General features: G+C 43.7%; 11 protein-coding genes. All 11 read left to right on the top strand.

Features of this window, described 5'->3' with window-relative positions; translation table 11 throughout:
• The first annotated feature begins 257 nt into the window (after nucleotides 1-257).
• A complete protein-coding gene (locus tag VN447_RS01245) occupies nucleotides 258-893 on the top strand; it encodes a corrinoid protein (RefSeq protein WP_325521998.1) in 636 nt (211 codons plus the stop codon).
• An 18-nt stretch (nucleotides 894-911) separates the two neighbouring features.
• Nucleotides 912-1,712 (top strand): methyltetrahydrofolate cobalamin methyltransferase, encoded by an 801-nt coding sequence (locus VN447_RS01240; protein WP_325521996.1) that lies wholly within the window; start codon nucleotides 912-914, stop codon nucleotides 1,710-1,712.
• Between the two features lie 47 nt (nucleotides 1,713-1,759).
• Nucleotides 1,760-2,983 (top strand): NAD/NADP octopine/nopaline dehydrogenase family protein, encoded by a 1,224-nt coding sequence (locus VN447_RS01235; protein ID WP_325521994.1) that lies wholly within the window; start codon nucleotides 1,760-1,762, stop codon nucleotides 2,981-2,983.
• A gap of 47 nt (nucleotides 2,984-3,030) precedes the next feature.
• The gene (locus VN447_RS01230) at nucleotides 3,031-4,455 is read left to right on the top strand and encodes a trimethylamine methyltransferase family protein (protein ID WP_325521992.1); all 1,425 of its coding nucleotides are present in this window, start codon (nucleotides 3,031-3,033) and stop codon (nucleotides 4,453-4,455) included.
• Nucleotides 4,456-4,618: 163 nt separating this feature from the next.
• Complete coding sequence (locus VN447_RS01225; protein WP_325521990.1) at nucleotides 4,619-5,410, top strand: aspartate/glutamate racemase family protein; 792 nt, start codon at nucleotides 4,619-4,621, stop codon at nucleotides 5,408-5,410.
• 83 nt (nucleotides 5,411-5,493) lie between these two features.
• Nucleotides 5,494-6,354, top strand: coding sequence for a 3-methyl-2-oxobutanoate hydroxymethyltransferase (gene panB / locus VN447_RS01220; protein WP_325521988.1), 861 nt, complete (start codon nucleotides 5,494-5,496; stop codon nucleotides 6,352-6,354).
• A 168-nt stretch (nucleotides 6,355-6,522) separates the two neighbouring features.
• A complete protein-coding gene (locus VN447_RS01215) occupies nucleotides 6,523-7,890 on the top strand; it encodes an MFS transporter (RefSeq protein ID WP_325521986.1) in 1,368 nt (455 codons plus the stop codon).
• A gap of 161 nt (nucleotides 7,891-8,051) precedes the next feature.
• Nucleotides 8,052-9,482, top strand: coding sequence for a trimethylamine methyltransferase family protein (locus tag VN447_RS01210; protein WP_325521984.1), 1,431 nt, complete (start codon nucleotides 8,052-8,054; stop codon nucleotides 9,480-9,482).
• Nucleotides 9,483-9,690: 208 nt separating this feature from the next.
• Entirely contained in the window at nucleotides 9,691-10,341 is a 651-nt protein-coding gene (locus VN447_RS01205) for a DUF1638 domain-containing protein (protein ID WP_325521982.1), read from the top strand.
• A 145-nt stretch (nucleotides 10,342-10,486) separates the two neighbouring features.
• Nucleotides 10,487-11,962 (top strand): sigma-54 interaction domain-containing protein, encoded by a 1,476-nt coding sequence (locus tag VN447_RS01200; protein ID WP_325521980.1) that lies wholly within the window; start codon nucleotides 10,487-10,489, stop codon nucleotides 11,960-11,962.
• A gap of 319 nt (nucleotides 11,963-12,281) precedes the next feature.
• Entirely contained in the window at nucleotides 12,282-13,748 is a 1,467-nt protein-coding gene (locus VN447_RS01195) for a trimethylamine methyltransferase family protein (RefSeq protein WP_325521978.1), read from the top strand.
• Nucleotides 13,749-13,782 lie beyond the last annotated feature (34 nt).

The raw sequence follows: 13,782 nt of genomic DNA, 5'->3' as shown, positions 1-13,782 counted from the left end.
ATTTAAAATATCTTGGATAAATGCTAAGAAAGCAAGGAATTCCTTGCTTTCTTAGCATTTATTTATTTTATTTTTGCTTTCTTGCAAAAAGTGGCACGGAACATGCGTTAATAGAAGGCGTAAGGATTAATACAATCATTATTTTCCAAGTATAACTCGTTCATATTCTTGGAGGTGGTAGCTTAGTTTGTAGCAGACCAGTTAACTAGAAGCTTGGTACGTAAGATGTCATGATGAAATAAGAGGAGGTATTTGATATGAGTGATTTAAAAAAGATAGCAGAAGCAGTATTTGAGGGTGATTATGAAAGTGTCCATAATCTTACCCAACAAGCGATAGATGGTGGCGTAGCTGCTATGGAAATTGTGAGCGATGGCCTGCTGGCAGGCATGGATATTGTAGCACCTAAGTTCAAATCTGGCGAAATGTTTATTCCGGAAGTTATGATGTCAGCCAAGGCATTAGCGGAAGGGCTGAAACTGGTAAAACCGTTACTTTCGACAGACGAGTCGGCCGGAATGTCTACTTTCCTGATGGCGACGGTAAAAGGAGACTTGCATGACATTGGCAAGAACTTGGTTGTCATGATTATGGAAAGCGGCGGTTTCAATGTTGTTGACCTGGGGATTGACGTGTCACCAGAACAGTTTGTTGAAGGCATTAAAAAACATAAGCCCCAAATTGTCGGCATGTGCGCTTTGTTAACGACTACCATGATGGCCATGAAAGAGACCATTGATGCCATTACTGAAGCTGGGCTGAGGGATAGTGTAAAGATTCTGGTTGGCGGTGCACCTCTGTATCCTGAGTTCGCCGAAAAGATTGGTGCTGACGGTTATTGTGTTGATGCCGTAGCTTGTAAGGAAATGGCTGCCGCAATGGTGGCAAAATAGTAAACTGGGGGAATAGCGTTGGTAATCGTAGGCGAATTAATTAATACCAGCCGCAAGGCCATTGGTGAAGCAGTAGAAAAGAGAGATGCCCGATATATCCAGCAAGTAGCTATCGAACAGGCCGAAGCCGGTGCCAGTTACATTGATGTTAACTGCGGTAATAAGGTGTTTGAAGAGCTTGAGAATATGAGGTGGCTGGTAAATACCATTCAGGAAGCAGTACAAGTTCCCTTATGTATTGACAGCCCTAATCCAGAAGCTTTAGAGGCCGGCCTTGCATTGGTAAAGCACGGAACGCCCATGATTAATTCTATCACAGATGAAGGCCCGCGTTTCGATGCTGTCATACCATTGGTGCAAAAATACAAAGCCAAGATTGTAGCTTTGTGCATGGATGACCAGGGGATGCCTGATACAGCAGGTGACCGCCTGCGTGTAGTAAAAAACCTATATGCCAAATTGACGGCAGCTGGTGTCCAGGATGATGACATCTATTTTGACCCCCTTGTCAAGCCGGTTAGCAGTGTGGGGACCGCCGGGGTGGAAGTACTGGAAACCATACGGATGATCAAAGTACAGTATCCAGGAGTACACTTTATGTGCGGGCTCAGCAACGTTTCCTATGGATTGCCAAATCGTAAATACTTGAATCGTCTGTTTGTATCCCAAACTATGGCGGCCGGTATGGGTGGATATATTCTGAATCCAACTGACAAGGGAATGATGGGACTTATCTATGCAGCAAAAACACTGTTAGGGCAGGATGAATATTGCATGGGCTACATCAAAGCTCATCGCAAGGGGTTTTATCCTGAATAGTCATAAAAGTGAAAAATATTAAAAGAATTTTGAGGAGGAAGTAACAAATGAAAAATATGGAGTATTTACAAGAAAAGCCGATAGCGGTACTTGGTGCAGGTGCTGTAGGCAAAGCCATTGCAGGAGATTGTGCTTTAGGTGGAGCGAAAGTGCGTATTTGCGATCTGCCGCCGTTTGCTGAGAAAACATTATTCGGAATAAAAGAGTCAGGAATTAAATTCTTTGGTGATCAACTGAATCTGTATGGTTTTGAACGGAACGGTAATGCCCAAATGGATATGGTTACCACCGATGTAGCCGAGGCTGTGAAGGGCGCAGGTTTGGTAGTTTTAGCTACCCCTTGTGCCGGTCATAAACCCTTTTTTGAAAAATTAATACCAGCTTTAGAAGATGGCATGGTAATCCACATTTTCCCTGATAACTATGGTTCTCTGATTCTGAGGAAAATGATGCGGGAAGCAGGCTGTACAAAGAAGGTTATTATCGGTGGCTGGTCCAGTTCAACCTATGGCAGCCGCGTAGAAATCAAGGGCGGAGTAATTTTGCCTAAGATCCGTGTTTACTACCGAGCAATTACTTTAAGGGGTGCGGCCCTGCCAGCTTGTGATACTGAAGCATTTCTCGAAAGCTCAAAATACCTGCCTTCGATGGATGCAGTAACAAAGGGCCAAGGCGCAGTTGCCGGCGATACAGTAATGGACACCGGTTTTAGCAATGTTAATCCGGTACTTCATTGCCCTGGAACCATTTTGGGCGTAGGTGTTATGGAAAACTTTGGGGTCATTTTTGGAGAAGACAAATACCAATACAGCATTTATTCACATGCCTACTGCCCATCGATTTCCGAGGTACAATACTCCTTCTATAAAGAGGAATGCAATTTGGCTGAAGCCATGGGTGTCGGGATTCAACCATACAAGAAAGAACAATTCTTCTCCCGGGAAAATGTGTTAGGAGCAGAATACATGGGTGAAGATTATGTTATTCCATTTGAACAACAAGATCCTATTCAGTTTGGCACCGGCCCGTTCACCATGGAAAACAGATACATTACTGAAGATATTCCTGTAGGTTGCCACGTTTATCATGAGTTAGGCAAGAAATTTGGTGTTCGGACCCCGGTAATTGATTCCATGATTAATCTTGCTTCAGCAATACTGAATAGAGACTTTTATCAATTAGGCTACACACTGGATTATCTGGGTATCGGTCATATGAACAAAGAAGAAATGAACGCTTATCTGCGCGAGGGTGTGTGTAAAGAGAAATAGATCACTACGAATTTTGCTACCTGCAGAAAGGAAAGTGAGAATAACATATGGTAACGCCGATTAAACGGAATATTAATTTCTCTGTTCTAAACCAAGATAAGATTGATAAAATCCATGAAAAAAGCCTGTATATTATGGAAAATGTAGGAATGAAGGTAACCGGAGAACGTGCCGTGAAGCTCTTACTGGCCAACGGTGCGACCCTGGCAGATGACGGTCTAATCCGCATCACGCGTGAGATGGTTGACAAGGCGCTCAAGAGCGCTCCCAAAGAAGTGACATTGTATACACGTGACGGGGAACCAGCCATGGTGATCAATAGTGAAAATCAAGTGTATTTCGGTACACATTCAGACCAGCTCGAATTTGTCGACCCTTTTACTAATACAGTACGGCAATTTCTAAAAAAAGATATTCAGACAATGTGTAAAGTTGCCGACTATCTGCCTAACATATATTTTGTATTATCGGTAGGCATGACGGCAGACGTTGACCCGAAAGTACAGACACAAAGCACATTCATCGAAACAGTAAAGAATTTCAGTAAAACAATCAATTTTTCTACCAATGATATAGAATCTCTCCAGGACATAATTGATATCGCAGCTGATATAGCAGGCGGCCTGGATAAACTGCAGGAAAAGCCCTTTATCTTTAATTACTGCGAGCCTATCCCCCCACTAACTCATCCATTAGAGAGCACAGAGAAAATATACATCAGCGCGGAAAACCGCATACCGTTTGTGTATATGCCCTACTGCATGATGGGGGGCACATCACCCATGAGTAAGGCGGCAACGTTGGCACAGTGCAATGCTGAAGCTCTGGCTGGATTAGTTCTTACACAGTTAGTTAGCGAGGGAGCTCCGTTTATTTATGGAGCGATGCCGTCTGTATTTGATATGCGAACCTCTATTGGCAGCTACGCTGCCCCTGAGTTCCATCTTAATATCGCTGCAATGGCTGACTTAGTAGCGTATTATGGACTACCTTTCTATGGCACAGCAGGTTGTTCCGACGCCAAGGTCATCGACGAGCAAGCTGTATCAGAAGCTACTATGGAAATATTATCCACCATGTTAAGTAAAGCCAATATTATTCATGATGTGGGCGTAATGGATCACTGCAAGAGTGTGTCACCGGAATTAGTCGTTTTGGCTAACGAAATTATTGAAGGCTTAAAGCACTATACCGCAGGTATCGATGTAACCGATGAAGATTTTGCCATTGATGTAATTAAAACAGTAGGACCAGGAGGACATTACCTGGGAGAGAATCACACCAACAAGAATTTCCGTAAGGTTTGGTATCCCAGCCTGTTCAGCAGAAAGATGAATAACGAAGACTTCTCCGAAGTAAGTGGCAAGATTAAGCTGAAAATTACAGATATTCTGAAGGGACATGAGGTCCCGAAGCTGGATGACTCTGTATTAGAAAAATTGGCGATGTGGGAACGAAAATTGGGATTATAGGGAACATGTAGTCGACAAACGTAACGGTATTTTAACCAGGGTTTAGTCCAAGCACCTTGGTGTCGAACCCCCGGGTTCTAGCTAAACCCTGGTGAAAATTCCGCAGAGCGGACTACCAAACAGTAATCCTTAAGTAATGTGTAGCGAGGAGGCAGATTCGGAGATGATTTTTTGGCAAAACCGCGATTTTGGCATCAATCATATTAAAGCCCGAAAAAACCATGTGTGTTATGGAATGGGTTTAGGAATTGTACTGTTAAATGACGCTTATCCCGGGTTTCCCGGAGATGTGCGTAATGCCAGTGCTTTTCCGTATCCGATACAATATGAGATTGCAGAAGGTGTAACCAACAAGACGCTGGTGTATGATAAGAACCCGGCTCAATGCCGGGAGTCTGTAGTAGCTGCAGCGAGAAAACTGGAGCGGTTAGGTTGTAGAGCAATTGCAGCCGAATGTGGCTACTTTGCCTTTTTTCAGAAAGACGTGGCTGCAGTAGTTGATGTACCAGTGTTCATGTCTAGCTTATTACAAGTTCCTTTCATTCAGCAGGTTATAAGTCCGAATAAATTAGTCGGCATAATTTGTGCCCAGAAACAGTTCTTAAGTGAAGATCATCTAAGGAATGTTGGCATTACTCCGGGAAGTAATTATATAATAGCTGGAGCCCAGGACGAATATGGTTGTTTAGAATTTGATAACTTGTGGAATCCCCTGACGCGGCCTGAATGTCCTGAAGCATACTACGATAGAGCCGAACAACAAATGGTTTCTACAGCAAAAGAATTTGTAAAAGCAAACCCCGCTATTGGGGCAATTATGTTAGAATGTACAGGTATGCAGCCTTTTGCAAGAGCAATCCAGCGGGAAGTTGACCTACCGGTATATAGTTGGGGAACACTTCTCGATTATGCTTATTCCGTAGTAGCCCACCGGGATTATTACGGACATGTTTAGCTAGACTCCTATGTTAGGGCATGAAACTTTAACTGTAGAATTTTCAGAACCATTGAAATTATTAAAAAACAGGAGGAATACAAATGGCTAGAGCAAAAGTGACAATTCCCTATCTTATGGAGAAAAAAGCCAAGAATGAGCAAATTACCATGATCACCGGTTACGATTACCCCATGGCTCTTTTAGAAGAAAAAGCCGGTATTGATATTATTCTTTGTGGGGATTCCTTGGGAATGACAGTATATGGTTTTGATGGAACATTACCGGTAACGATGGATATGATGATTGTTCACGCGGCAGCTGTAAAACGTGGCGCACCTAACGCTTTTGTCATTGGCGATATGCCGTTTTTATCTTACCAGGTATCGCCTCAGGAAGCAGTTCGGAATGCAGGCCGTTTTATGAAAGAAGCTAATGTTGACTGTATAAAACTGGAGGGCGGCGCCACCATGGCAGAAGCGGTAAGAGCCATTGTCAACGCCGGTATTCCTGTCATGGGTCATTTGGGACTCACGCCGCAATCCACATCTGCACTCGGTGGTTTCAAAGCCCAAGGCCGTTCGGCAGAAGCAGCTTACCAAATTATTGAAGATGCAGCAGCTTTGGAAGCTGCCGGTGTATGCTCAATTTTACTGGAAGCTATCCCGCCTGAAGTTGCCAAGATTATTACTGAAAAAAGCAAAGTGCCAATCATTAGCATCGGAGCGGGTATTCACTGCGATGGACAGCTTTTGATCGTACATGATATGTTAGGATTCTTTGACCGCTTTGTGCCTAAATTCGTAAAGCAATATGCTAATATGAATGGCGCTATTTTAGAAGCGTTAAACCAATATAAAGAAGAAGTGGAACAAGGTGTGTTTCCAGCGAAGGAACACTGCTATGGTATGCCGGAAGAAGAACTTAACAAGCTTAAAAATATGGTTAACCTACCCACCGCCTAATTAACATACATTCCTTGGTTATGTTATTGTCAAGGGGAGCAGGGCAAGTACTTGCTTGACCCTTGGCAATCGGGCCAGAGATACCAAAATATAAACCTAGTTATAATTTTTGTATTATTCAAAAATTGATGCAATTATTAAATAGCAATTTAAAAGGGGGGCACTTATATGGCTAATAAAACAGTAAAACTTGATGATGCACCGCTTAATTGGTTTCATGCGAGAATGGTTGGGCTAACGTTAGGGGCTCATCTCGCAGATGGTTATGCTATCGGAGTAATCGGAATCGCCCTTACTTTTATTCAACCGCAGATGCAGCTTGGTTCTGTCTGGCTTGGTTTACTCGGAAGTTCGGCTTTAATTGGACTTTTTTTTGGTAGTTTATTATTAGGTAGAGTATCAGACAAAATAGGCAGGCAAAAAATATTTCTTTTTAACTTCATGCTAATCACAGTAGCATCTGCTTTACAATTTTATGTGAGTACTCCGCTTGAGTTGCTCATTTTGCGATTATTAATCGGATTTGGCTTAGGGGGAGACTATAGTGTTGGTGTAACCTTACTTGCTGAATTTTCTCCCAGGAAGTATCGGGGAGCCTTTCTCGGAGCCCTTAGTGTCATATGGACCTTTGGCTATGTAGGTGCAACTATTGTAGGTTACTTTATGACGCATAATGCAGGTGCCGATTCTGTAGCCTGGAAGGTGTTACTTGCTACCTCGGCGATACCAGCTTTGGTTATTCTATTAATGCGGATCGGGACACCTGAATCACCAAGATGGCTGATTAACATGGGCCGTATTGAAGAGGCTCGCGCAATTGTAAAAAAATACGTCGGTTCAAACGTAGTGTTGGATGACGAGACTCCTGCAAAAGAGCAAAGTAGTTACTCAGTTTTGTTTAGTCCAAAACTTAGAAAACGGACAGCTTTTAGCTCAATATTCTTTGCAGCTATCGTTCTTCCATACTTTGCAATTTATACCTTCCTCCCATCTATATTAGATATTATGAAATTGAAGTCAGATTTCGGAACCGATTTACTGCTAAATGGACTTCTCATCGCAGGAGCACTTGCGGGAATTTGGTTTACAGAAATCTTTTCGCGTAGACAGTTTACAATCGGATCTTTTGTGATTCTTACTATATGTTTGTTCCTGCTTAGTGTTTTGCCAAGCAGCAGCACTACCCTTGTCGTTATCGCTTTTTCAGTCTTTACATTCGTGTTATCGGCAATTAGTAACCTTACTGGAGTTTTTCCGGCCGAGAGTTTTCCCACCGAGATTCGTACATCTGGTGTAGGTTTTGCTACAGCGATTAGCCGGCTTGCTTCCGCGATTAGTACTTTCCTTTTACCTGTTGGTCTTACAAGTATGGGGCTAATGCCCACAATGCTTAGTTTGGCAGTATGTCTTTTACTTGCAACATTCGTAGTTATTGCTTGGGCACCTGAAACCAAAAAGCTAACTTTGAGTGAAGCAAGTGATGTGGCATTGGTAGAAGAAGCCCAATGTGGCATGCTAGCGGAAAAGACAAACTAGACATCCTCCCCTAAATACTTTAGCATAATTTAATGTCCCAGGTTTTTACCAGCAAGTCGGTGAAAATCTGGGAGGTTATTTTTTATCAGCTGAGGAAGAACTACAGGAAAATGTCGTAAAGTTTCGTGTATAGTGGATAGTTAAGAATAGGGGGCGTACAAATGAGAATCGATCATATGGATGAGGACTTAAGGCAAATTCATGAAGCGTCATTGCAAATTCTAGAAAAAACCGGGATGAAATTTCATCATCCGGAAGTCATTGAACTTTTGAAGCAAAAAGGAATAAGGGTCTGTGACCAAACGGCTTTCTTTACTAGGGATCAAATCAGCGAATGGGTTGGTAAAGCACCTTCTAGTTTTACTCTTTACGCTCGTAATCCGAAATATGATATTGTTGTTGGCGGGAACAACGTTGAGTGCTGTCCGGGGACCGGGTCGCCTGCTATTTCAGACAGTGATGGGGCAAAGCGGCCTTCAATGATGACTGACTATGTCAACTTTCTCAAGTTGTACCACCAAAGTGACCTCTATAAAATGAATGGGGGCTTCGTGGTTCAACCTACAGATATTAGCGGTAAGCATAGTATATCGATGATGCTGTATGCGACTATTCTACATTCGGATAAGGGTATTGTAACCGGGACTGGTACAGCCGAAGAAGTCCAGGGATTAATGGACATGCTTGGGATCGTCTTTGGTCAGGAGGAGTTGGTACAAAAGGCACGGGCGATAGCGATTGCTAATACCAACACTCCCCTGCAGTTTGATAAAAACATGTTGGAAACGATGATGGTGTTTGTAAAACACTCGCAACCGATCATCATCGCGGCATGTTCAATGGCGGGAACAACTGCGCCGGTTACACTAGCAGGTACTATCGTACTTACCAATGCTGAGGTGTTGGCAGGTATTGCTGTCTCTCAGATGTTGAATGCAGGTGCACCTGTTGTTTACGGATCACAGACGACCACCTCAGACATGAAAACCGGTTGCATTGCCATTGGTGCTCCGGAAGGCGCACTGTGTTATGAATATGCAGCACGATTGGCGAAAGCCTATGGGCTGCCTTGCCGTGGTGGTGGTACGCTAACAGATGCGAAGTCGCTGTCGGTGCAGGCTGGTTATGAGAGTATGCTGACCCACTTGGTTACTCATCGGTCCGGGATGAATCTTATATTCCAAAGCTCCGGAATCATGGACGGATATGCGTCAATGTCTTATGAGAAGTTTATCGTTGACTTGGAAATCATCGGCATGGTGAAACGCTATCTTGCAGGTGTCAAGGTAGATCATACTACCCTGGCGGTGGACGTAATTAACGAAGTAGGAATTGCAGGTCAATTTTTAACTGCAGAACATACTATGAGGCATTGCCGGAAAGAGCCGTTTATACCTGAGCTTAGTCTCAGAGGAACTGTAACCGGTGATCCGTCAAACAAACTGCTTGAAAAAATAAGAGACAAGATAAATAAGATGCTGGAGAGTCATCAAAAGCCACATCTCCCCCAAGATATTCATCAGCAATTGGTCGATTATTTAGTCGGCAAAGGGTTTGATGCAAAGTACATTGAGTCTGTGCAACATATGTAATAAATTATATGGCAACGCAGTTCTCCAACTTAAGCATCTATAGGGAGACTGCGTTGCTTCTCCTTATCCAGAAGGCCGAGAAGTGTTATAGCTGCACGGAAACTGCGTGACAAAGCTATTGGGGGGCGCTTATCGCTACTAGCGCTAAGTATTTGCTTTTGTATTAAAGGAGATAGGCATCATAAGCTCAAAGGAGGTTGAGTATGGAATGGATACAATGTTAATCAGTTGTGGCACCTTAGAAGACGAGGTGCGTAAAGTGCTGACTGCAATGCCGGGATCGCCCCGGATAATTTTCACCGAGGCGGCTTTACATGACAAACCCACATCCCAGATGCGGGATGCGCTCCAGCAAGAGTTAAACGCTGTAGGCTCGGAAGTCCGCCGTGTACTCTTTGCATACGGTCTGTGCGGCGGAGCGATTAAAGGTCTGGTTACTGGCAATTTTACGCTTATTATTCCCAGGGTGCACGATTGCCTGCCCTTGCTTTTGGGTTCACGGGAAAAGGTAGTCGAAGCTTCTCAAATTCCTACGTTTTTTCTCACAGCTGGTTGGCTTAAGTTCTCCAATAAATGTTACTACGATACTTTGAAGCGCATGGGAGAACGTAAGACAGCCATGGCCTATGAAATGATGTTGGCCAACTACAAACGATTTCTTTTTATTGATACTGGGGCCTATGATTTGGCTCAGGCCCGAGTTGATATGGAAGACCGTTTGCGACGACATGGCCTCCCGGCAGAGAATGTGTCCGGTGATCTTACTTGGCTTAGGCGACTTATGACTGGTCCTTGGCCTCAGGAAGACTTTTTGACCATTTTACCCCACAGTCCAGTGGAGTGGGAAGATGATAGTTAAGTTGATTAAGGGGACTAGTTCTACTAGTGAGGGCTAGCCCCCTTTGAGTTCCATTTGATGTTAGGATATCAGTATCACTAAGCTAAGTTAGAACTAGTATTTGGATTATAAGCAGCAGCATGTGCGCAAAAAGAGGGGGGAGCATGTGGGAAATTCTGAGGATTTTTTGGAGGACAATCGTCATCTAAGCAGACAGGTTTTGCTAAAGATTCTTGATAATTCTTATGATGCGATTTTTGCCACAGATAGTAACGGAGTAACCATTTATGCCAATAAAGCTTCTGAGAGGTATTATGGGATTAGGCCTGTTGACGTAATTGGTAAAGACTCGTGGCAATTTATGGAGAAGGCGGGATGCTTCCCGCCGGTTGCACCGATTGTACTAGATAACAAAGGAGGAAAGCATACTTTTGAGCAGACTACCCGAACCGGGGCAAAAATGCTTGTTACTACGACTTCCATCTATAACGAGGATGGGAATCTTGAATTTCTAGTGCAAAACTGCCGGGATATAAAACAATTGGAAGATACTAAGCAAGATCTAGAGCAAACAAAACATATGCTTAGAGGCATTCGGCAAGAGGGGGCCGCGGTAAGGAAGAGGGAAATTCGAGATGTTACCCTGGTGGCAAATAGCAGGCAGATGCAAGATGTACTGGAGCTGGCAGACCGGGTGGCCGATGTAGACATAAATATCTTAATTTTGGGTGAATCAGGAACCGGCAAGAGCGCCCTTGCAAAATATATTCATAAAGCGGGCTTTCGTAAAGAGGGGCCGTTTATCAGCATCAATTGTGCAGCTATTCCCAACGAGCTTATTGAATCAGAGTTGTTCGGGTATGTAGCGGGTGCCTTTACCGGAGCTAATCAAAAAGGTAAAGCAGGCCGTATTGAACTAGCCAATGAGGGGACATTATTTCTGGATGAAATTGCGGAAATTCCCCTTCGGCTTCAGGGGAAAATTTTGGAGGTTATTCAAGAGCGCCGGTTTCTGCCTGTTGGAGGCTGTACGGCTAAGCAGGTAACCTGCCGGATTATTACCGCCACAAACAAAAATATTAGACAAATGGTGGAGCAAGGGAAATTCCGGGAAGACCTATATTACCGCCTCAATGTTATGGAATTGGAATTAAGACCGCTTAGGGGACGACCTGAAGACACATTGGCTTTGATTTATTACTTTTTGAATCAATTTAACAAGAAGTATAAAAAAGAACACAGCTTATCTTTTGAATGCAGGGACCTGCTGCTTGAGTATTCTTGGCCGGGAAACATTCGAGAACTTGAGAATATGATTGAGCGTCTTGCAGTTACAGTACAGGACTCTGTAATAAATACCCACCATCTGCCAGCGATTATTTTAGATACTTATTCCAAGAAAATAAGGTCTCTGGAATTAAGGTCCTTTCAAAACAAGGCATTCGAATCCAATGCTTTGGATAAGACTGTGAGTGAACTCGAGAGAAAAGTAATACTAGAAGCGTTCCGAAAATACGGTAGCTCCCGTAAGGTTGCTCACGCGTTAAATATCAGTCAAAGCAGAGCTCACCGGCTCATGGAAAAATACTGTGTAACAAGTAGTCATAACAAGAAAACATTGCTATGGCCGGATGAATCGTAGATGACTCAAATATTCGCAAACGAATCGAAAATCAGCAGTTAAGGGCATTGTCGATCTTATAAGGCCGGATTTTCTGCAAATATGAATAGACCAGATGCCAGGAATACGGGACTTCCTGGCATCTGGTCTATTTTTTGCAAATATATCCTAATCAATGAAAGATTGGCATGGTAGTTGCAATTACAATAACATAAGGAGATATAAATTAGTGTCTATGGAGGTGGGATAGGTTTAGATAAAATTTTCACAATCTTCCGTATTTTCCGTCGGCGTAGCGCAGGGGTGATTTTAAAAAAGGACTCGGGGAGGAGACAGGCCAATGTGGGAAAATGGCGGTAGTGCTGGTAAGCAAACAGGTAACACAACGGTGCAGTTTAACGTTTTGGCAGATTCTCAGAAGGAGCGAATTTGGCAGGCAGCACTGGAAGTCTTGGAGCAGACAGGAGTAGAGATATACAATGAGCAGGCTGTTAATTTACTAAAAAAGGCCGGTTGCCATGTAGATGGACGCAGGGTTCGTATTCCACCTCAGGCGGTGGAGCAAGCGTTGACTACGGCACCGTCCCGTGTCGTGCTGGCTGACAGGTATGGAAATTCCAGGCTATTTTTGGAAGGCAAGAATACTTATTTTGGTCCTGGGCCAACCAATCCTTATTTTTACGATGTGGAGACAGGAGAACGGCGCAAGGTTAACAAGAACGATGTAATGGCAGTAGCCAAATTGGTTGAGGATTTACCCAATATGGACTTTTGCATGTCGTTGGCCTGCATTTCTGATGTTACTCCATGTCTTGCAGACTTGCACGAGGTTCAAGCCATGCTACTTACTACCACTAAGCCGTTTGTTACCTGGGCCTTTAATGAAAGAAACCAACAGCGCATTATTGAAATGTGCGAAGTGGTTGCCGGGAGTGCAGAGGCCTTGCGGCGTAACCCGTTTGTTGTACTATATAGCGAGCCGGTTGCTCCGCTCAAGCATCCTAGTGAATCTTTGGGTAAAATGATGTACCTGGCAGAGAAAGGATTGCCAGCTATTTACACACCAGGGGTTCAAGGGTGTGCAACAGGTCCGGCTAGTTTGGCAGGAGTGCTGGTAGTGGCTTTGGCTGACAACATGGCAGGTTTGGTTATCCATCAACTCACCAAGGAAGGTGCACCATATATTGCCGGCGGTGTGACAACCAATATGGATATGGCCACAATGATCCATTGCTATGGTTCCTCCCCGGATTTTTGTGTCATGCAGGCTGCTTATACGGAAATAATCCAGTATTTAGAGCTGCCAATGTTTAGTGCGGGGGGAGCTAGCGATTCCAAGGTTTTAGATGAACAAGCGGCTATCGAATATTCGTTAAGCATCTATAGTGCTGCGTTAAGTGGCGCTAATCTGGTGCATGATGTAGGTTTTCTGGAATCAGCTATGTCTTCTTCGCTTGAATGTTTGGTGATGGCCGATGAAATCATTTCCTACGTACGCAAAATTGTCGGCGGTATTCGGGTAGATGATGAAACGCTGGCTGTAGATGTCATTAACCAGGTAGGGTGTGGCGGACATTTTTTAGCAGAAGAACACACCTTTAAAAATTTCAAACGTGAATTTTGGCGACCAAAGATTATTAATAGAGAGCGCTACCACACCTGGGAAGCAGGTGGAAAAACTACATACAAAGAGCGACTCACGCAAAAAGCAAGGGATATGTTAGCTAGTCATCAGCCCAAGGTGCTGCCTGCAGAGGTTCAACGACAAATACAGGCAATTATTGAGCAAGCAGAAGCTGAAGCTTAGGAATTGCTCCAAAAGCTTTTACTTTCCTTTTCAA

Origin of the sequence: Sporomusa sp. (assembly GCF_035561155.1) — a bacterium.
Lineage (GTDB): Bacteria > Bacillota > Negativicutes > Sporomusales > Sporomusaceae > Sporomusa.
This window is presented reverse-complemented; position numbering and strand designations above follow the sequence as displayed.

Coding starts and splice junctions, on each gene's coding strand:
- VN447_RS01230 (WP_325521992.1), top strand. CDS start 3,031: ATGGTAACGCCGATTAAACGGAATATTAATTTCTCTGTTCTAAACCAA.
- VN447_RS01225 (WP_325521990.1), top strand. CDS start 4,619: ATGATTTTTTGGCAAAACCGCGATTTTGGCATCAATCATATTAAAGCC.
- VN447_RS01215 (WP_325521986.1), top strand. CDS start 6,523: ATGGCTAATAAAACAGTAAAACTTGATGATGCACCGCTTAATTGGTTT.
- VN447_RS01195 (WP_325521978.1), top strand. CDS start 12,282: ATGTGGGAAAATGGCGGTAGTGCTGGTAAGCAAACAGGTAACACAACG.
- VN447_RS01210 (WP_325521984.1), top strand. CDS start 8,052: ATGAGAATCGATCATATGGATGAGGACTTAAGGCAAATTCATGAAGCG.
- VN447_RS01235 (WP_325521994.1), top strand. CDS start 1,760: ATGAAAAATATGGAGTATTTACAAGAAAAGCCGATAGCGGTACTTGGT.
- VN447_RS01205 (WP_325521982.1), top strand. CDS start 9,691: ATGGATACAATGTTAATCAGTTGTGGCACCTTAGAAGACGAGGTGCGT.
- VN447_RS01245 (WP_325521998.1), top strand. CDS start 258: ATGAGTGATTTAAAAAAGATAGCAGAAGCAGTATTTGAGGGTGATTAT.
- panB (WP_325521988.1), top strand. CDS start 5,494: ATGGCTAGAGCAAAAGTGACAATTCCCTATCTTATGGAGAAAAAAGCC.